At 69.9% G+C, this 17562-nt stretch carries 20 protein-coding genes; 14 read left to right on the top strand and 6 right to left on the bottom strand.

Translation table 11 applies throughout. The features are described 5' to 3' along the window. From ACTWPT_RS39335 to ACTWPT_RS39325, 3 genes are all read left to right on the top strand, one after another. A partial coding sequence (locus ACTWPT_RS39335; RefSeq protein ID WP_443182599.1) for a hypothetical protein occupies positions 1-791 on the top strand: 791 nt, incomplete at its 5' end. 6 nt (positions 792-797) lie between these two features. Further along, a complete protein-coding gene (locus ACTWPT_RS39330) occupies positions 798-2093 on the top strand; it encodes an ABC transporter substrate-binding protein (protein WP_443182598.1) in 1296 nt (431 codons plus the stop codon). A 169-nt stretch (positions 2094-2262) separates the two neighbouring features. Beyond that, entirely contained in the window at positions 2263-3681 is a 1419-nt protein-coding gene (locus ACTWPT_RS39325) for a hypothetical protein (protein WP_443182597.1), read from the top strand. Between the two features lie 46 nt (positions 3682-3727). Here ACTWPT_RS39325 and ACTWPT_RS39320 read toward each other — a convergent pair whose 3' ends face one another. Both ACTWPT_RS39320 and ACTWPT_RS39315 read right to left on the bottom strand, forming a co-directional pair. Further along, positions 3728-5059: a hypothetical protein gene (locus ACTWPT_RS39320; protein ID WP_443182596.1), complete on the bottom strand. Its 1332-nt coding sequence runs from the start codon at positions 5057-5059 to the stop codon at positions 3728-3730. Between the two features lie 169 nt (positions 5060-5228). Further along, positions 5229-5864, bottom strand: a complete 636-nt coding sequence (locus ACTWPT_RS39315; RefSeq protein ID WP_443182595.1) for an HNH endonuclease family protein — start codon at positions 5862-5864, stop codon at positions 5229-5231. Positions 5865-6275: 411 nt separating this feature from the next. On the opposite strand from ACTWPT_RS39315, the gene ACTWPT_RS39310 reads away from it, so the two are divergent. The 8 genes from ACTWPT_RS39310 (at position 6276) to ACTWPT_RS39275 (ending at position 12547) form a co-directional block, all read left to right on the top strand. After that, the gene (locus ACTWPT_RS39310) at positions 6276-6647 is read left to right on the top strand and encodes an Hsp20/alpha crystallin family protein (RefSeq protein WP_443182594.1); all 372 of its coding nucleotides are present in this window, start codon (positions 6276-6278) and stop codon (positions 6645-6647) included. Positions 6648-6669: 22 nt separating this feature from the next. Continuing rightward, the gene (locus ACTWPT_RS39305) at positions 6670-7224 is read left to right on the top strand and encodes a hypothetical protein (protein ID WP_443182593.1); all 555 of its coding nucleotides are present in this window, start codon (positions 6670-6672) and stop codon (positions 7222-7224) included. 6 nt (positions 7225-7230) lie between these two features. Beyond that, positions 7231-7581: a hypothetical protein gene (locus ACTWPT_RS39300; RefSeq protein WP_443182592.1), complete on the top strand. Its 351-nt coding sequence runs from the start codon at positions 7231-7233 to the stop codon at positions 7579-7581. A gap of 39 nt (positions 7582-7620) precedes the next feature. Continuing rightward, positions 7621-7890 carry a hypothetical protein gene (locus tag ACTWPT_RS39295; RefSeq protein WP_443182591.1) on the top strand — a complete coding sequence of 90 codons (270 nt, stop codon included), beginning with the start codon at positions 7621-7623 and terminating at the stop codon, positions 7888-7890. A gap of 185 nt (positions 7891-8075) precedes the next feature. Next, a complete protein-coding gene (locus tag ACTWPT_RS39290; protein WP_443182590.1) occupies positions 8076-9008 on the top strand; it encodes an alpha/beta fold hydrolase in 933 nt (310 codons plus the stop codon). Positions 9009-9107: 99 nt separating this feature from the next. Next, positions 9108-10496 (top strand): family 2B encapsulin nanocompartment shell protein, encoded by a 1389-nt coding sequence (locus ACTWPT_RS39285; protein ID WP_443182589.1) that lies wholly within the window; start codon positions 9108-9110, stop codon positions 10494-10496. Between the two features lie 27 nt (positions 10497-10523). Next, positions 10524-11675, top strand: a complete 1152-nt coding sequence (locus ACTWPT_RS39280; RefSeq protein ID WP_443182588.1) for a family 2 encapsulin nanocompartment cargo protein terpene cyclase — start codon at positions 10524-10526, stop codon at positions 11673-11675. Continuing rightward, positions 11675-12547: a geranyl diphosphate 2-C-methyltransferase gene (locus tag ACTWPT_RS39275; RefSeq protein WP_443182587.1), complete on the top strand. Its 873-nt coding sequence runs from the start codon at positions 11675-11677 to the stop codon at positions 12545-12547. Before ACTWPT_RS39280 ends, ACTWPT_RS39275 begins: the two co-directional genes overlap by 1 nt. A gap of 3 nt (positions 12548-12550) precedes the next feature. On the opposite strand, the gene ACTWPT_RS39270 is transcribed toward ACTWPT_RS39275, so the two are convergent. The 4 genes from ACTWPT_RS39270 to ACTWPT_RS39255 form a co-directional block, all read right to left on the bottom strand. Continuing rightward, complete coding sequence (locus tag ACTWPT_RS39270) at positions 12551-13765, bottom strand: S1C family serine protease (RefSeq protein WP_443182586.1); 1215 nt, start codon at positions 13763-13765, stop codon at positions 12551-12553. Positions 13766-13919: 154 nt separating this feature from the next. Then, the gene (locus ACTWPT_RS39265) at positions 13920-14579 is read right to left on the bottom strand and encodes a class I SAM-dependent methyltransferase (RefSeq protein ID WP_443182585.1); all 660 of its coding nucleotides are present in this window, start codon (positions 14577-14579) and stop codon (positions 13920-13922) included. 104 nt (positions 14580-14683) lie between these two features. Further along, entirely contained in the window at positions 14684-15136 is a 453-nt protein-coding gene (locus ACTWPT_RS39260) for an STAS domain-containing protein (protein ID WP_443182584.1), read from the bottom strand. A 73-nt stretch (positions 15137-15209) separates the two neighbouring features. Beyond that, positions 15210-15779 (bottom strand): helix-turn-helix domain-containing protein, encoded by a 570-nt coding sequence (locus ACTWPT_RS39255; RefSeq protein WP_443182583.1) that lies wholly within the window; start codon positions 15777-15779, stop codon positions 15210-15212. Positions 15780-15850: 71 nt separating this feature from the next. Here ACTWPT_RS39255 and ACTWPT_RS39250 point away from each other — a divergent pair, with 71 nt between their 5' ends. The 3 genes from ACTWPT_RS39250 (at position 15851) to ACTWPT_RS39240 (ending at position 17533) form a co-directional block, all read left to right on the top strand. Continuing rightward, positions 15851-16441: a CGNR zinc finger domain-containing protein gene (locus tag ACTWPT_RS39250; protein ID WP_443182582.1), complete on the top strand. Its 591-nt coding sequence runs from the start codon at positions 15851-15853 to the stop codon at positions 16439-16441. 63 nt (positions 16442-16504) lie between these two features. Then, a complete protein-coding gene (locus tag ACTWPT_RS39245; RefSeq protein WP_443182581.1) occupies positions 16505-16981 on the top strand; it encodes a protein-tyrosine phosphatase family protein in 477 nt (158 codons plus the stop codon). Positions 16982-17017: 36 nt separating this feature from the next. Beyond that, on the top strand, positions 17018-17533 hold the full coding sequence (locus tag ACTWPT_RS39240) for a GNAT family N-acetyltransferase (protein WP_443182580.1): 516 nt from the start codon (positions 17018-17020) through the stop codon (positions 17531-17533). Positions 17534-17562: the final 29 nt, after the last annotated feature.

The following is a 17562-nucleotide window of genomic DNA, read 5'->3' as shown; positions in this document are numbered from 1 at the left end:
TCTTCGGCCCGTACGAGGACCGCATCGTGCTGCGGCAGGGCGGCACCGACGTCAACGGCCCGCACCAGGGCGGCTGGGTGGACACCCCGTCCGGCGAGCACTGGTTCATGCACTTCCAGGACCGCGGTCCCTACGGCCGGGTCGTCCACCTGCAGCCCATGGCGTGGAACGGCGGCTGGCCGGTCATGGGCGCGGACGGCGAGCCGGTGCCCGGCGGACCCATGCCGGTCCCCGGCGGCACCCCCAGCACGCCCGCCACCTCCGACGACTTCTCCGGACCCGAGCTGGGGCTGCAGTGGAGCTGGCAGGCCAACCCCGACCCGTCCTGGTGGGAACTGCGTGCCGGCACGCTGCGCCTGGCCTGCGTGCCAGGACCGGACGACCTCAGGGAACGCCCGTCCGTGCTCGGGCAGCGGCTGCCCGGCGACCCCTGCACGGTCACCACCACCCTGACCATCGAGGGCGAGGGCCGCGCGGGCCTGGCCGTGGTCGGCGACACCTACGCCTGCGTCACGCTGGAGAGCACCCCGGACGGCACGTTCCTGGTCTGCGGGGATGCCGAGCCCGTGCCCGTCAAGGCGGGTGAGCCCATGACCGTCGGCGCGCGGATCGGGGAAGGCGCCCTCGTCACGTTCCTGGCCGACACCGGGGACGGCCTGCGCGAGGCCGGCGAGCCCTTCCAGGCCACGCAGGGCCGATGGGTCGGTGCGGTCATCGGCCTGTTCGCCGCGGGCGCCGGCGGGGCCGGCCAGGCGATCTTCGACGCGTTCACCGTGGACATCGAAAGGTAGGAGCCAATGAGACGACGTGTGGTGCCGGCGGCGTTCCTGGCCGTGGCCGCGCTGGCTGTGATGGCCGGATGCGGTTCGGACGCGGGCTCCGGCGGCAAGACCGAGATCACCTTCTGGGACACCAACGCCGGGCCGTCTCGCACGCCCATCTGGCAGCACGCGATCGCCGAGTTCGAGAAGGCCAACCCGACCATCAAGGTCAAGTACGTGGGCGTCCCGATCGCGCAGGCGCCGCAGAAGCTCGACACGGCCATCGCCGGCGGCGGCGTGCCGGACGTGGCCGACATCTCCACCTCCGGGCTGGGCAACCTCGTCGCGCAGAAGGCGCTCGAACCGGTGGACCAGCGCATCACCGCGAATCCGGCGTTGAACGGCAAGTTCAACGAGGCGCTGCTGACCACCGTCAAGAAGGTGGTGCCGGACGGGAAGACGTACATCTTCCCGCTGTCCACGAACGCCGGCGCGTTCTGGTACCGCAAGGACTGGTTCAAGGAGGCCGGGCTGGAGCCGCCCAAGACCTGGTCTGAGTTCTTCACGGTGGTGGACAAGCTGACCAAGCCGCAGGAGAACCGGTTCGGCTTCACCATCCGCGGCGGCGCCGGCTCGATCGCCCAGATGCTCGAGGTCGTCTACGGTCAGTCCGGCGTCACGGAGTTCTTCGACGCCGCGGGCAAGTCCACGATCAACGACCCGCGCAATGTGACGGCGCTGGAGAAGTACGCCGGGCTCTACAAGAAGAACACGCCCGAGGCCGACCTGCAGAACGACTACGTCAAGATGGTCGCCCAGTTCGACACGGCCGGCAGCATCGCTGTCATGCAGCACAACCTGGGGTCCTACCAGGACCACATGAAGGCGCTGGGAGCCGAGAAGGTGGCCTCGTTCTCGGTGCCGAAGTCGGACTCCGGTGTGCAGGCGGTGCTGTCCAACCCGGTCGGCGGCGTCGGTGTCTTCTCGGCGAGCAAGAACAAGGACGCGGCGTTGAAGCTCGCCGAGTTCCTCACCTCGAAGGACATGGGCGGCTACATCGCGGAGAAGACCGGTGTCATCCCGGCCAACACCGAGGTGCAAGGCGCCCAGGCTCCGCACATCGTCGAGGCGCAGCGGGTGCTGAACGACCCGGCCACCAAGGTCGTGCAGATGCCGTACCACTTGCCGGAGTTCAACGAGATCACCAAGACCTGGGCGGAGCCGCAGTTCCAGAAGGTGCTGCTCGGTGAGCTGAGCGCCAAGGACTTCCTGGACCAGTTCGCGGCCAAGCTGACCGAGGCCCAGGCCGGATACAAGGAGCGGCACGGCTGACCTACCAGGCAGCGCACGGCCTGGAAAACACCCGGATAGGACCTTTACCCGGCCCACCGCTCAACCCCAGTGTAATCATGTCAACACACACAGTTACTATGTGTCAGGTTCGTGCATGTACGCATCGTGCGGGTGCTCTCAAAAGGAGCAGCCGTACCGGGGGGATGAAATGAACAACGACGACGACACCAGGGCTGACAGGGTAGACATCGCGGAGGAGATCGGCATCGACGCCGAGGAGCCGCTGCTGCGCGCGCAGGACGACCCGGTCGCCGCCGCGGCGGTCGACATGGCGGTCGAGATCGAGCTGCTGGAGGAAGACGATCTCGCCGACCGCGCGGCCGCCGAGGCCGAGTGGCTGGCGGCCGAGCGGGAGGGCGAACGCCAGATCGCCGAGCTGGACGCCAAGGACCAGGACCGTGTCCGGCGGGTGCAGGACGAGCTGCGTGCATTCGGCGCCGACGTCTGGCCGGTCGCCAGGTGGTGGGGCTTCGAGATCAGCCTCAACGAGAACGCCGGGGTGCGCGCCGCCGAGATCTCGAAGCTGATCAGCGAGGCCGCGGCCGCCGTGCTCGGTGGCTGGCTCGCGCCGATCGTCGAGCAGTCGGTCCAGGACAAGGCCGACTGGATCACCTCGATCGCCCGGCCGTACGGCGTCAAGCTGGTCTCGTCCTGGACGGTGCCCGCCGCGCTCATGCCGGTCCGCGTGGGCGGCGCGCCCGACGGCGACGCCCGGCTGTGGTGGGCGGTCTACGAGCCGGGCGAGGGGTGGAGCGAGGACCAGCGGTTCGTCGACCACTTCACGGCCTCGGGACCGGCGGTCGCCGAGTTCAAGGACCGGCTGTACCTCGCCCACCGCGGCAACGACGGCGACTCCGCCCTGTGGTGGACGGCCTACGACGCGGAGCGGGGGTGGAGTGAGGACCAGCGGTTCCCCAAGCACTTCAGCGCGAGCGCGCCGGCGTTGGCGGCGTACGACGGGCAGCTTTTCTGCGTGCACCGGGGCGGGGCCGACGACAACCTGTGGTGGACACGGTGGGACGGGTCCAGGTGGAGCCCGGACGTCAAGCTGCCCAAGCACTTCAGCGCGAGCGCGCCGGCGTTGGCGGCGTACGACGGGCAGCTTTTCTGCGTGCACCGGGGCGGCGACGACGACAACCTGTGGTGGACCGTCTGGGACGGCGCCACGTGGAGCACCGACCAGCGTCTCCCCGGCCACGCCAGCCGGTCCAACCCGGCGCTGGCGGTGTACAGGGGCCACCTCTACTGCGTGCACCGTGGCGCAGGCGAGGACACGTCCCTGTGGTGGACCCGCTGGGACGGCTCCAGCTGGAGCGCCGATCAGCGGCTGCCCGGCCATTTCGCCGCCGAGGGCCCGGCCTTGACCGTCTACAAGGACCGGCTCTACGTCGTGCACCGCGGCGCGTCGGACCAGAGCCTGTGGTGGGCCTCCTTCGACGGCTCCAGCTGGAGCCCCGATGAGCGGCTGTCCGCACACCACAGCGCCGAGGCGCCGGCCGCCATCGCCTACCGCGACAAGAACGCCACCCGCGACCAGCTCCTGGTCGTGCACCGGGGCAACCGCTGAGGCGCCGGGTGCCGGCTCCGCCGAGCCGGCACCCGCTCAGGGCCGCTCACCAACCGGCCAACTGGGCCACGAACCACTCGACGAGCGCCTTGGAGACAGCACCGTGCGGGTGATTGCCGGTGTCGCAGCAGAACGTGTCGAGGAACGTGTCGTCCTTGGGCAGCTCCCGCAGGTCCGTGTACAGGTCGGCCTGCCAATGGCGCGGATCCCTGGCCAGCGCGACCGCGCTCACCGATGGGACGAAGCAGGTGCCGCGGAAGCGGTCCTGGATGGGCAGCCCCATCGCGTCGGCGACCCGCCCGAACGCGTCCAAAGTCCCGCCGGGCGCCCCGTCGAACGCGGCCACGTGCGAGGTCGCGCTCGTCCACACCGGCTCGCCGAAGCCGATCGCGCCGACGTTACGCAACTCGCCCATGTCCGGCTGGATCCTGGCGACCAGCCGCAACGGCCCTTCGCCCAGGTCGAGGACGGGCGTGCCGGGCTTCAGATGCGGTCCACCGCCGTCGCCGGTCCCGTTGGCCAGGCCCAGCTTGTACGGCCGCATCGGGAACCAGCCGATTCCGCGTAGATCGTCGAGGAACTCCTGCCGCAGCGGGCCGGCGGTGACCTGGCCCGAGTAGCTCGCGCTCTCGGCCCAGCCCCAGAGCAGCTGCTGCGCCGCCGGGCTGCGGATCAGCTCGGCCTGTCCGGCCCCGTCGTGCCGCGGCTGCAGCGATTCGTGCAGGTAGGCCAGTTGCTGGAGCACCAACGGGATCCAGGCGCCGAGGTGCGGGGTGTCGTAGGAGAAGTACTTGTCGGTCTGGTGGTCGATCCGCTCGTTCTCCATGCGGGCCAGCGCGTACCGGGTGACCAGTCCGCCCATGCTGGCCCCGCCGACCACCAGCGGGCTGTCGCCCCGCCGCTCGGCCAGCGCCCGCATGACGCAGGCGACCGCCACGCCCGCGTTGGCCTGAATGTAGGTCTGCCGCTGGTCGAAGCCCAGCAACACGACGTCGATGCCCAGCGTCCGCAGCTGGTCGAGTAGGCCCGGGACACCCTTCTCGTACGGGGCGTTGAAGTGCCGCCACATCGCGTTCAAGTCGCTGGGCCCGTAGTTGAAGCCGTCGGCGAAGATCAGCGGCCGGGCCAGCGCGGAGTGTGCCTCGGCCAGGTAGACGTGGGCCCGGCCGGTCGCGATGTGCCCCCGGTGCGGTTTGTCGCCCACGAGCTCCCAGATGAAGTCGGGCCTGGCCGCCTCGCCCATGCGCACCGGCGGGGTGGCGAACCACACCCCCGGGTCGCCGAGCGCGCTCGCCACCCGCTGGACCTGCTCCGGGGTCAGGCTGCTCTCGACGGTCCTGGCGTTGATCTCGACGTCGATCCTGGGTTCCTGTGCCATGGTGGATCCCCTCCCACCTGTCTCAATGACGTGTGATCACTCACAGTAATCGAGCAGGTGGGAGGGGTGGCGGCGGCGGCCGAGCTCCGGCGCGTCATCCGGTCGCGCAGGAGTTGACTCCTCTGATGCGGTGACGATCAAGCTGGTCCTGTTGCCGCGGCCTGGCGCGTCAGCAGGAGGAGAGCATGTCGCCAAGCGCCGATTTCTCGGCGGTGTCGACGCTCAAACCCCAATACCACTTCACCTGGATCCAGGCGCGGGCGTAGCGGCAGTGCTCGGCGGTGCGCGGCGGCTGCCACTCGGCCGGGTCCTGGTCGGACTTGGACTGGTTGACGTTGTCGGTCACCGCCCACAGCTCCGGCCCGCCCAGGTCGTTGGCGAACTGCTGGCGGCGTGAGGTGGACCATGACCAGGCGCCCGAGGCCCAGGCCTCGGCGAGCGGGACCATGTGATCGATGTCGACGTCGGAGGCGGCCGTCCAGGTGGCGCCGTCGTACGGGCTGTACCAGGAGCCGGAGACGGCCGCGCAGGAGGAGTCCGTCACGACGTTCGTGCCGTCCCGTTTGAGCACCTCCTCGCGGGTGTTGCAGGCGCCGCTGATGGTGATCCAGTGCGGGAACAGGTCACGGTCGTAGCTGCTGCCGTGGGACTCGGCGGTCACGGTGAGCGTGGTCAGACGGGAGGCGGCGGTGGAGGCGGAGGGGATGTTCGGGGGGATCGCGGCGGCGGGCCGGGCGGTGACGACGAGGGTCAGGGCGGTGGCACAGACGAGACTCAGGGCAGCGGCGGGTAACGCTCGGTGCATGGGAGGGCCCTTCTGCCGCCGTCCTCGGACCGGCGCGAACGGCCGGTCAGGGGGCGAGGAAGGCAGGCACCTCGACGGTGCCAGTGCCCGATTGATCCATAAATGGCCAGGTTTGCCGAGTGGTACAAGAAGTGTTGATTGAGTCCTGACATTGGGCCGTAAGGAAGTCGCCGCCGGGTATGTCAGCGTTGGGACATCGTTCGCCAGAGTGTCATGCAAGCGGAGCGTCGCATCGTTTGCGGGCAGCCGCGGGGGTAGAGGCGCGATGAATAAGCAAGCAGGGACGATCGGTCCCTGGGGTCATGGAGGTGAGAAGTGATGGCTTTGCCCATCAGACGAAATCGGGCACCCGTTCCGTGGAGTGGTTCTTGGCCGACCCGGTCGTGGGATCCGTTCACGGAGTTCCAGCAGTTGTGGGATCAGATGGGGCGGCTGTTCGAGCAGAGCGCCGAGACCGGCGTGGCCGGCTGGCGGCCCCTGGCCGAGACCGAGGAGACGCCAGACGCGTACGTCGTGCGCACCGAGCTGCCCGGACTCAAGCGGGACGACATCAACGTCGACGTCAACGGCAACGAGCTGTGCATCTCGGGGGAGATCGACGAGGAGGAGAAGGACAAGGGGAACGTGCTCCGGCGGCGTGCCGGGAAGTTCGTCTACCGCACGATCCTGCCGACCGACGCCGACACGGACAAGATCGACGGTGAGCTGCACGACGGCGTGCTGACCCTGCGCGTACCCAAGACCGAGCAGGGCCGCGCCCGACGCATCGACATCAAGGGCTGACGAGCGAGTACAGGGGAGGCATATGGCCGGGACCCAGGCGTTCTGGATCGACGCCGGGCACGCGGGCACGCAGGAACGCTACGGGGAACAGCTGCGCAAGTGGCGGCACGTCTTCACGGTCGCGGCAGGCGAGCCGGGGTCGGGCGGGATCACGCTGGACCCGCTGCAGTTCGCGCTGGGCGCGTGGGAGATCGCCACCCGTCCGATGGCCGAATCGCCCTACGTGCGCTCCCACCCCCGCGTGCTCGACGCGACCTGCCACCGGGCGGAGGAGACGCGCGGCCCGCTGGCCGTGGTCGAGCTCGCGGTCCCGGCCCCGGTTCCGCTGCCCGACGGCTGGTCCACCTGGCACCGGCAGAACGGGGACGACCCGGCGTACGTGGCGCCGCCGTACGAGCGGCCGACCGCGCTGACCACGCTGGAGCTGCGGGTGCCGCTGGCGGCCGACCGGCTGCCGACGCCCACCCGGGCCCGGGCCGAAGGGCTGCCGAACCTGGACGACGCCCAGGCCTCGCTGGAAGCGCTCGTGGCGGAGCTGAACGACGTCGTCACGCCCTTCCTGCGCGAACTGGACTGAACTCCGATGAACAAACGACATGACGACCCGGACGACGAGTTCTTCGCTCCGGTGTTGCGTGACCCGCCGCCCCGCGGCTCGGGGAAGGTGAGCGACACCGGCGTGCCGGGTGTGGACGGCGCCGGCCGGGGGCGGTGGGCGAAGTCGCCGCCGCCCTCCAACGTCCTCAGCCTGCGCCTGCTGGCGGCCGCGCTCACCCTGCTCGCCGGGGTGGTGCTGGCCGTGTGGGCGCTGCTGGCCGGGCAGGCGGCGCTGGCGATCCCGCCGGCCGTTGTGGCGCTGGGCGCGGCCGCGTACCTGGTGGTGTTCGGCGTGCGGCGGGCCCGCTCGGACGGTGGGCCCCCGACGTTCGGATGAGCCGGGTTTCGGGCCTGTCACCTGGGTGAGGAGAACGGCATGAAGCACCATCCTGAATTGACACGGCTCATCGACCGTGAATGCGTCCGGCGGCTGCTGGAGTCGGGGGACACCGACGCCACGCTGGTGTACGTGCGCGGCGACTGCTTGGTCATGCCGGCCGCTGAGGTGGACGACGCGCACAAAGGGCTGGTCATCGCCCGCCGTGACGAGGTCCTGGCCCATCTCCCGGACAGTGGCCTGACCGACCGGGTCCTCGACAACCTGGCAGACCGGTTGGACAACGTCGTCCGGGATCTGGGCGCCTGACGCCGCGAGGCGCTGTAACCACCAGGCGCTACGCCCGGCGCTCGCCGTAGGCCGGGTGCCGCACGGCTCCGTCCGGCGCCAGCACGGCTCCTTCTCGCGGCGGATGTGCTCTGGGGTCCTGGTCCCAGACGGGGTTCGATCGCCAGGACGAGGAACCGCGGCGATCGTGCTCCTAGATTCGTGACGTGAGAGCACGATGGTTGCGCAGGCTCGTCCTGTGGTTCGCGGCCCTGATCGCGTTGGCGGCGGGTGCGGGGTTCGGTTACGAGAGCCTCGCCCGGCAGGGGGACGGCACCCGGCATCCCGCGCCGGGCAGGCTCGTCCGCGTGGGGGAGCACCGCCTGCACATCACCTGTACGGGAGCCGGTGCCCCCACGATCGTGCTCGAAGCCGGGCTCGCCGAGTCGAGCGCGAGCTGGGACGACATCCAGCGCGGGCTCTCCGGCGGCCCTCGTGTGTGCTCTTACGACCGGGCCGGCTACGCCTGGAGCGACGATGGTCCGGAGCCACGTACGGCCTGGCAGGCGGCGGGGGAACTGCACGCCCTGCTCGCCACGGCCGGGGAACGCGGCCCGTACGTGCTGGCCGGGCACTCCTACGGCGGCACCATCGTGCGGGTCTTCGCCGACCGCTGGCCGGGCCTGACCGCCGGCCTGGTGTTGATCGACGTCACCGACGAGACCGCCGGCGACGCGCTGAAGGTGTCCCGTCCGCTGCTCGCGACCCAGTTCACCGGCTATGGCCTGCTGGCGCGCACAGGCCTGCTGCGGCTGGCCGGCGACGCCCTTGTGCCTGCCGAGGCCACCGGCTTGGCACGGGTCCATGCTCCTGTGGTCTACGGGGGCAGAAGCATGGACGCCGCGCGGGCCGAGGCCTGGTCCAGTCTGGAGAGCGCCGCGCAGGTCAGCGCGACGGTACGGCCGGGATCGTGGGAGAATCGGCCGGTCGTGGTCATCGTCCCCGCGAGGCAGCCCGCCACCGCCGTCGACCGGGCCCGCCGCCTGGCCACGCTGTCCGGCCGCGGCCGCCTGGTGGTCGCCGTCACCGCCGAGCACTACGTGCAGGCCTTCCAGCCTGAACTCGTCATCGCCGCGATCCGCGACGTCGCCGGCGGGTAGACCGCCGTAAGCATTCCCTTCCCCTCAAGCGACTCTACTGATCGTGCTCACATGATTACGTTCGGTAGCTAGAGGCGGAAGCGGCGATTGCGAGGGAACATGCCTTCCACGGATGCGCGGACGAGCCTGGACGTCCGGGCCGCACGCAACCTGGCCACCACCACCAAGACCCGTCCGCAGATGCAGGCCATCACCTCCCGGTGGTTGCTGCGCATGTTGCCCTGGGTGGACGTACGCGGCGGCACCTACCGGGTCAACCGCAGGCTGACGCACCGGGTCGGGCGGGGACGGGTGAGCGTGGCCCAGCACGGGGCGGACGACGTGCGCATCATCCCGGAGACGCTCGCGGAGCTGCCGCTGCTGCGCGGCTTCGCGGACGTGGACGTGCTGTCGGCCATCGCCGCGACGTTCACGCCGCGGGAGGTCCAGGCCGGCGAGGTCATCGTCGAGGCCGGCACCCCCATCACCGACACCTACGTGATCGCCCACGCTCGGCTCGAGCGGCTCGCCACCGGCCCGTACGGTGCCCCGCAGGCCCTCGGCGTCATCGCCGACGGCGAGCAGTTCGGTGACGAGGCCGTCGGCAGGGAGGACCCGCGCTGGTCGTGCACGGTCAGGGCGGCGACCGCGGGGACGATCCTGGTGTCGCCGCTGGCGGAGTTCCAGCGGATCGCCGGCAGCTCGCCCGCCCTGCGTGAGCACGTCGAGCGGTATCTGGCGGGCCTGCGCAAGCCCGTCAACCGCCGTGGCGAGGCGGCGGTCGACATCGCCGCCGGTCACGTGGGCGAGCCGGTCATCAACGGCACGTTCGTCGACTACGACCTCCATCCCCGCGAGTACGCCCTCAGCGTCGCCCAGACGATTCTGCGCGTCCACACCCGCGTGGCCGACCTCTACAACGAGCCGATGAACCAGCTGGAGGAGCAGCTGCGCCTGACCATCCACGAGATCCGCGAGCGCGAGGAGTGGGAGCTGCTCAACAACCGCGAGTTCGGGCTGCTCCACAACGCCGACTACGGCCAGCGCATCTCCACCTGGTCGGGGCCGCCGACCCCCGACGACCTGGACGACCTGATCAGCATGCGGCGCAAGACCCGCCTGCTGTTCGCTCACCCCAAGGCGATCGCGGCTTTCTTCCGCGAGTGCAACAAACGCGGGTTGGTCCCGGGCAGCGCCGAGGTCAATGGACACGAGATCCCCGCGTGGCGGGGCATCCCGATCTTCCCGTGCGGCAAGATCCCGATCAGCGGCGAACGGACCAGCTCGATCGTGGCCATGCGGACGGGTGAGGACGACCAGGGCGTCGTCGGCCTCTACCAGACCGGCATCCCCGAGGAGTACGAACCCGGGCTCAACGTGCGCTTCATGGGCATCGACCCGCAGGCCGTGATGTCGTACCTGGTCAGCGCTTACTACTCGGCGGCCATCCTGGTCCCTGACGCGATCGGGATCCTCGAGAACGTCGACCTCGCCGCCCCGCGCTCCTGACCCATCGATCCACGGAGGAGAGGCGTCATGCCCGCGAACGAGGCGACCCCGGCGGTGCGGCTCCCGGCCCTGCCCACGGGCCTGGGAACATCCACGCTCAGCCTCCGGGCCGCGGATCCGAGGCCTGCCTTCGAGGAAGGGGACGGGCACGAGCCCGGCCTGCCCGGAGGCCGGCGCTGCTACGACCTCGCCCCGCTGGCCTATCGGGAGCGGCAATGGGGCGACGGGTCGTATCCGCCGCTCTACTGCCCCGAGACCGTCCGCGTCGACGACGCCCTGGGCGCGGAGGTCGACCGGCGGCTGGCGGCGTGGGCGGAGCGGATCGGCCTGCACGAGGGGCGGATGGAGGAGTTCCGCGACACCGGGTTCGGACGGCTGGCCATGCTCACCCACGCCGACAGCGACGACCCCGACCAGCTGCTGGTCGCCGCGCAGATGAACGCCGCCTGGTGGGCGGCCGACGACTACTACGCCGACGAAACCGACCTTGGCGCCACCCCCACCGAGTTGCCGCCACGGCTCGCGCTGGTGATGTCGGCGATGGACCCGCCGCCGCCCGCGGGCGACCACACCCGCAAGCTGGAGGAGGCGATCAAGGGCGACCCCGTCCTGGTCGCACTGCGCTCGGCCCTCAGCCACGTCTCCCGCCACGCCACCCCTGCGCAGGTCATGCGGGTCTCCAGCATCACGTCCCAGATGTACGTGAGCTGGTGCGCGTACGCCGCCTGGCGCTACCTGGAGACGCCGCCACCGGTCTGGCGCTACCTCGCGGCCCGCCAGCACGACAGCTTTTACACCTCGATGACGCTCATCGACATCGTCGGCGGCTACGCGCTGCCCGCCGAGCTCTTCTCCGACCGGCGCTTCCACACCGCGCTCATGCAGGCGGGCACCGCCAGCGTCATCGTCAACGACCTGCACTCGGCGGCCAGGGAGGCGGCCGACGAGCTCCCGGACTCCAACGTGATCCTGCTCATCGCCGCCGAGGACGACTGCTCCATCCGCGAGGCGACCGAACGCGCCGTCTCACTCCACAACGACTTCGTCAGGGACTTCGAGGTCGGCCAGCGCAGGCTGGCGGCCATGCCCTGCCCCGAGCTGAAGCGTTTCCTGCGCGGCGCGCAGGCGTGGATGGCCGGATGCCTCGAATGGCACGGCAGCACCAGCCGCTACCAGTAATGACACCGCATCGAAAGGAACTCCCGGTGACCGCCAACCCCGTGCTCGAAAGCCTCTATCAGCATGCCGTCGCGGACTATTGGAACGCGGAACGGAATCCGGTCAATTTGCGGCTGGGTGAGGTGGACGGCTTCTATCACCACCATTACGGCATCGGCGACGTGGACTGGTCGGTCCTGGAAGGCCCCGCGGAGACCAAGGAGAAACGCATCGTCACCGAATTGCACCGGCTCGAGATGGTGCAGGCCGAGACCCTGGTCGCCCGCCTCGGCCCGCTACGTTCCGAGGACCGGGTCATGGACGCCGGCTCGGGCCGCGGCGGCTCCAGCTTCCTCGCCAACCTGCGCTACGGCTGTCACGTGGAGGGGGTGTCCATCTCCGAGTCGCAGGTGGCCTTCGCCAACGAGCAGGCCAGGCGGCGCGGCGTGGCCGACAAGGTCCGCTTCCACTTCCGCAACATGCTCGACACCGGCTTCGAGACCGGCTCCTTCCAGGCCACCTGGAACAACGAGAGCACGATGTACGTCGAGCTCGCCCTGCTGTTCGCTGAGCACGCCCGGCTCCTGCGCCGCGGCGGCCGCTACGTCTGCATCACCGGGTGCTACAACGACGCCTATGGGCTGCCGTCCCGGGCCATCAGCCAGATCAACGCCCATTACATCTGCGACATCCACTCCCGCAGCACCTACTTCCGGGAGATGGTGGCCAACCGCCTCGTTCCCATCAGCGTCCTGGATCTGACCGCCGCCACCATCCCCTATTGGGAGCTGCGTGCGAAAACGCATCTGGCGACCGGTATCGAGCAGTCCTTTCTCGACGCGTACAAGAACGGCAGTTTCCAATATCTGCTCATCGCCGCCGACCGCGTCTGACGGTCACTTCTGCTCTTCCATGGTGACGGTCACGGTCTCCGTCTCGCCGTTGCGTACATAGGTGACCGGCACCTGCTGGCCCACCTTGAACCCGCGGACCTGGCCGACGACCGTGTCGCCGCCCTCGACCTTGGTTTCGCCGATCTTGGTGATCAGGTCGCCCTGCTTCAGACCCGCCTTGTCCGCCGGGCTGCCAGCCGTCACCTGGCTGATCAGCGCGCCGGGCGCCTGGCCGGCGGCGTCGGCGACGCTCACCCCGAGGAACGCGTGGCTCACCTTCCCCTTGCTGATGAGCTGCTCGGACACCAGCTTGGCGGTGTTCACGGGGATCGCGAAACCGAGGTTGACGCCCTCGGCGGACACCGCGCTGTTGATGCCGATGAGCTCGCCGGCCGCGTTCACGAGGGCGCCGCCGGAGTTGCCGGGGTTGATCGCCGCGTCGGTCTGGATCATGCCGCCGAGCGTGGTGGTCTCGCTCTCCGTGCCCTGCCGGCTCCAGCCGGGCGGGAGCTGCTGGTCATTGGGGCTGCCACCGACGGTCACCGTACGGTCCAGCGCGCTGACGATGCCCGACGTCACCGACCCGTCCAGGCCGAGCGGGCTGCCCAGGGCCAGCACCTCGTCGCCCACCTTGACCTGGTCGCTGTCCCCGAGCGTGGCCTTGGCCAGCCCCTTCACGCCCTCGGCGCGGATGACGGCGAGATCGGTCGCCGGGTCGGTGCCCACCACGCTCGCCTTGGCCGTGTTGCCGTCGTTGAACTTCACGGTCAGGGCGTTCTGGCCGGACACGACGTGGTTGTTGGTGAGGATCAGGCCGTCCTCCGACAGCACCACGCCGGAGCCCTCGGCCGTCTGCCCCTGGATCATCACGACCGACGGCTGCACCTTCTCCGCCACCTGCGCGACCGTGAGCTGGTCGGCGACCGTGCGGAAGACCGGGCTCGCCGCGGTCGTGGTGGCGGCCGGGGCCGGGCGGGCGGCGCCGGCGACGTACGCGCCCACCGCGCCCCCGCCGAGCGCCGACACCCCCAGGGCGGCCGCGGCCGCCAGCGCGATCCCCGCGATCGCCTTGCGAGTCAGCAGGAAACCCTGCCGCCGCGGCGGCGGTGGCGGCGGCAGGCTGGGGCCCGTACGCGGGAACCCTCCCGCGGTGGGCGGTGTGTCACCGAACTGACTCCAGCCGCCGGCACTATGCTCGCGAGGCTCGTTCGTGTCCATGTCATCTCCTTGCGTCCCGATGACACAAGGGTGATCAATGGCGAGTAAGTGCTGCTTAAGCGCAAGATCCCGGCGACCGGCGCCTGCTGATCCCGGCCTTATCGCCGCTGGCAGGACGCGAGCGCCGTTGCACGAAATCCGATGAAATCAGTAGTCAGGAAGCGGCGCGGGACTCGCGCGCCGCCCGGTAGAGAGACACCGAGAAGGGGCGGTGGACCTCGCGCTCTACGCGTTCGCCGATCTTGGAGAGGCCAGGAGCGGCGTCGGCGAACCGGTGCAGCCGTGTGGCCTCCGGCCACGGGTGCACGAGGACGAGCAGCCCGCCGGCCGCCAGTAACGAGGTCAGGCGGTGCGAGGCGTGTCGTAACCGGTCGGCGCCGCCGACGTAGTAGAGGGTCTCCGCGCAGATCACCAGGTCGAAGCCGGTACGCAGGTCATGCTCGAGGATGTCGGCGTGGATGAAACGCACGCGATCGGCGAACTTCTCGTTGCGCCGGCGCGCGCGTTCGAGTGCCTTCTCCGAGATGTCGACGCCGGTGATCTCCGCGTCCGGGTACGTGGTCGCGAGGAGTTCGGTGAAGACCCCCTCGCTGCAGCCGGCCTCCAGGACCTGCCGGTAGGCAGGGTCGGGCAGTTGCCCGAGCGTGGTCTGGTATTTGTGCTGTTCGTACGCGTCCGTGGCCAGGCGCCACGGGTCGGGCTGCCGGTGCCACCAGTCGAAGTACCGGCGCAGGACGGCTCCCTGGGATCGACGGCCGAGCAGGGAGAAGGACCTGAAGAGGGCGCGATGCAAGATGTCGGGAAACCTGGTCACAGGGCTCCTTCGGAAGACGGTCACCGATCTTGAACCTATGCGCGGGACCGCGGACGCGTCATCGTCCTACGGAAGGATTCTCCGTAATCTCCGACACTCGCCCTTTACGCTTGTGTAAGAGTTTCCTCCGTTGCGCGGGATTGCTGGAGTGCGGCGATCACCGCCGCCTCGACCGTGGCGTGCACGTGCAGAACGATATTCGCCTGGGTGACGTCCATGAAACGCGCCACCTTGGGATGGGGTGCGGCCAAATGCAGGGTGCCGCCGTGCTGGCGGGCGAAGGCGTGGGTGTTGAGCAGGACGCGCAGGCCGGCGCTGCCCAGGAACCTGGCCTCGCTGAGATCGATCACCATGTGCTCGCCGGGCATTCGCCGGCTCTGCTGGATATGGCGGTCGAGCCGGCCGGCGTTGGCTGTGTCGATCTCTCCTGCCACGGAGATCACACTCACACCGGGGAGCCACTGGGTGGCGAACGTCAAATCCAGCATGCGAGGCCCACCGATCGGAATTCGGAGACGAATTTCGGAGATATGGACGCAGGCGATGGCTTGCCTCATCGCACAATAACCGGCGGCTCCCCGCCTTAGAAGATGCCTCGCGCCTCTTTTTCACTCGAGGTCCAGTTATTTGTCAGCGCCGGGCTCGACGGGGCCGCATGATGAGCGCGGCGACGTAGTACGTGCACGGTGACGCGCCCGGATTAGCGTAGGCGTGCTCGACGTCGGCCGCGAAATAGGCCGAATCGCCCGCGGCGAGGTCGAGATCTCTGTCGCCGAGGGTCAGCCGGAGGGTGCCGGACTCGACGGCCACGTACTCATGGGAGCCGGTCGCGTACGCGGGGAACCGCCCCGCGTCGCACCCTGGTGGCAGTGTGGTGCGGATCCACTCGAAATTCACGCCTGGCACCACCGGCGTGAGGATGGTCCGGTGCCACCCGCCTGGCTCGTCGATGTGCTCCTGGTCGGCGGCGCGGCGCACGACGACGCGGTGGTCGCCGGGCGGGGCGACCAGCTCGGCGACGGGCACGCCGAGCCCGTCGGCGATGCGCGCCAGCACGACGATGGTGGGTGCCTTGTGGCCGCGCTCGACCGAGGACAGCATGCTCACGCTCACGTCGGCCGCGTCGGCCAGCTGCTGGAGCGTCATGGACCGGTCACGGCGGAGCTCCTGAATGTGCCTGCCCAGGGCTTCGAGATTCACTGGCTCCCCATCGTAGCCCAGGATGGTGTAAGGGTTATAGTGCGACTATAAGCCTTACGGAGGGTTGGTGCGTGCACATTTCGATCAGCGATTACGTGGTGGGGACGGCGGTGGCGACCGACCTGGTCAACACCTCGCCCACCGTGCGGGCCGCCGCCGGGGAAGCGCTGCCGGACCCGGACACGCTGGCGGCCTTCCTGACCGAGCACGATGTCCGGCCCGACGCCCTGGCGGGCGGGCGACTGCCGGACGGCGACGACCTGCATCAAGTGCACCTGCTGCGCCGGGAAGTGCGCGCCGTTCTGGAGACCGAGACGGAGGAACAGGCCGTTGCTGCCGCGAAGGTGCTGGCCGGGTGGGCGGGCATGGCCCCGGCGTTGCGCCGCGAGGACGACGGTGGCTGGCAGTGGTACGTCCCGACCGCCCCGGGCGCGTCGCTCGCCGCCGAGCTCGCCGCCCTGATCGGCGTCGGCCTGCTCGGCGCCGTCCGCGCGCTCGGCCATGGGCGCTTCCGCCCCTGCGCGGCGCCCGGCTGCCGGGGCGTGTTCGTCGACACCAGCCGGGCGGGCCGCCGCACGTACTGCATGCCGGGCCTGTGCGGCAACCGCGTCAACGTCGCCACCCACCGCGCCCGCCGACGGACGACGAGCGTGGCCCGATGAGCGTACCGACGGGAAGAGGAGCGTGACCCGATGAGCGATCGGCGACATGAGCAGCGTGGCCCGATGAGCGACCGACGGGATGAGGAGCGTGGCTCGGTGAGTGGTCCGACTTTGGTGGGGGCGTTCCGGCTGCCGGACGGTTCCTGGGTGCGTGGACGGGGCCTGCGCCATTCCCTCCCCGCGGGGCCGGTGCCCGATTTCGGCCTCTACCTGGGGTCCAAGCGACTCCGTCGCCGCCATGACGGGGCATTGCCGTGGCGGCACGTGTGGGTGGAGTGGCCCGACTTCCTGCTTCCCCGGGACCGCGAGGAGGCCGTCCGGCAGATCCGGGCACTGCACGAGCGGGCACTTGCGGGGGAGGCCGTCGAGGTCGCCTGCGGCGGCGGCGTCGGCCGCACCGGCACGGTCATCGCCTGCCTCGCCGTGCTGGCCGGGTTGGACCCCGCCACCGCCGTGGCCTGGACCAGGGAGCACCATCACCACCGCGCCGTCGAGACCCCGTGGCAACGCCACTGGATAGGCCGATTCCCTGCTCTATAATGCGGTTTAGTTTCGCTATAGAGAAAGCGGTTTATCGTGGTGCCTCCCCAAGCCCTCATCCGCCCGGCGGTTCCCGCGGACCTGAAGGCCGTGGCCGAGATCAACGCCCACTACGTCACCAACACCGTGATCACCTTCGAGGAGACGCCGCCGACCGTCGACGACTGGCACAGGAAGCTGGCCGACCTGACCGCCCGCGGCCTGCCTTTCCTCGTCGCCGACGTGTCCGGCGAGGTGGCCGGATACGCTCACGCCGGCCCCTGGCGTCCCAAGCCCGCTTACCGGAACACCGTGGAGGACACGATCTACTTGTCTCCCGAGCACACCGGCAGGGGGCTGGGCGGAGGGCTGCTGGCCGAGCTGGTGACCCGGTCGATCGAGGCCGGGATGCGCCGCATGATCGCGGTGATCGCCGACGCCGGCGACGACCGCTCGATCGCGCTGCACCGCCGTTTCGGCTTCACGGAGGCGGGCCGGCTGACGGAGGTCGGCTACAAGCACGGCCGCTGGATCGACACCACGCTCATGCAACGCGCCCTGGCCGTCGTCTGAGAAGGGCCTAAGCGAGCTTCGGGGTGGCG

Origin of the sequence: Nonomuraea sp. 3N208, assembly GCF_052245935.1 — a bacterium.
Lineage (GTDB): Bacteria > Actinomycetota > Actinomycetes > Streptosporangiales > Streptosporangiaceae > Nonomuraea.
Note: the sequence above shows the minus strand (reverse complement) of the source record. Positions and strands in the feature narration are given on the sequence as shown.

Bases quoted from the DNA above. Each gene is read 5' to 3' on its own strand.
- ACTWPT_RS39330 (WP_443182598.1), top strand. From the start codon at position 798: ATGAGACGACGTGTGGTGCCGGCGGCGTTCCTGGCCGTGGCCGCGCTG.
- ACTWPT_RS39325 (WP_443182597.1), top strand. From the start codon at position 2,263: ATGAACAACGACGACGACACCAGGGCTGACAGGGTAGACATCGCGGAG.
- ACTWPT_RS39320 (WP_443182596.1), bottom strand. From the start codon at position 5,059: ATGGCACAGGAACCCAGGATCGACGTCGAGATCAACGCCAGGACCGTC.
- ACTWPT_RS39315 (WP_443182595.1), bottom strand. From the start codon at position 5,864: ATGCACCGAGCGTTACCCGCCGCTGCCCTGAGTCTCGTCTGTGCCACC.
- ACTWPT_RS39305 (WP_443182593.1), top strand. From the start codon at position 6,670: ATGGCCGGGACCCAGGCGTTCTGGATCGACGCCGGGCACGCGGGCACG.
- ACTWPT_RS39300 (WP_443182592.1), top strand. From the start codon at position 7,231: ATGAACAAACGACATGACGACCCGGACGACGAGTTCTTCGCTCCGGTG.
- ACTWPT_RS39295 (WP_443182591.1), top strand. From the start codon at position 7,621: ATGAAGCACCATCCTGAATTGACACGGCTCATCGACCGTGAATGCGTC.
- ACTWPT_RS39285 (WP_443182589.1), top strand. From the start codon at position 9,108: ATGCCTTCCACGGATGCGCGGACGAGCCTGGACGTCCGGGCCGCACGC.
- ACTWPT_RS39280 (WP_443182588.1), top strand. From the start codon at position 10,524: ATGCCCGCGAACGAGGCGACCCCGGCGGTGCGGCTCCCGGCCCTGCCC.
- ACTWPT_RS39275 (WP_443182587.1), top strand. From the start codon at position 11,675: ATGACACCGCATCGAAAGGAACTCCCGGTGACCGCCAACCCCGTGCTC.
- ACTWPT_RS39270 (WP_443182586.1), bottom strand. From the start codon at position 13,765: ATGGACACGAACGAGCCTCGCGAGCATAGTGCCGGCGGCTGGAGTCAG.
- ACTWPT_RS39260 (WP_443182584.1), bottom strand. From the start codon at position 15,136: ATGAGGCAAGCCATCGCCTGCGTCCATATCTCCGAAATTCGTCTCCGA.
- ACTWPT_RS39245 (WP_443182581.1), top strand. From the start codon at position 16,505: ATGAGCGACCGACGGGATGAGGAGCGTGGCTCGGTGAGTGGTCCGACT.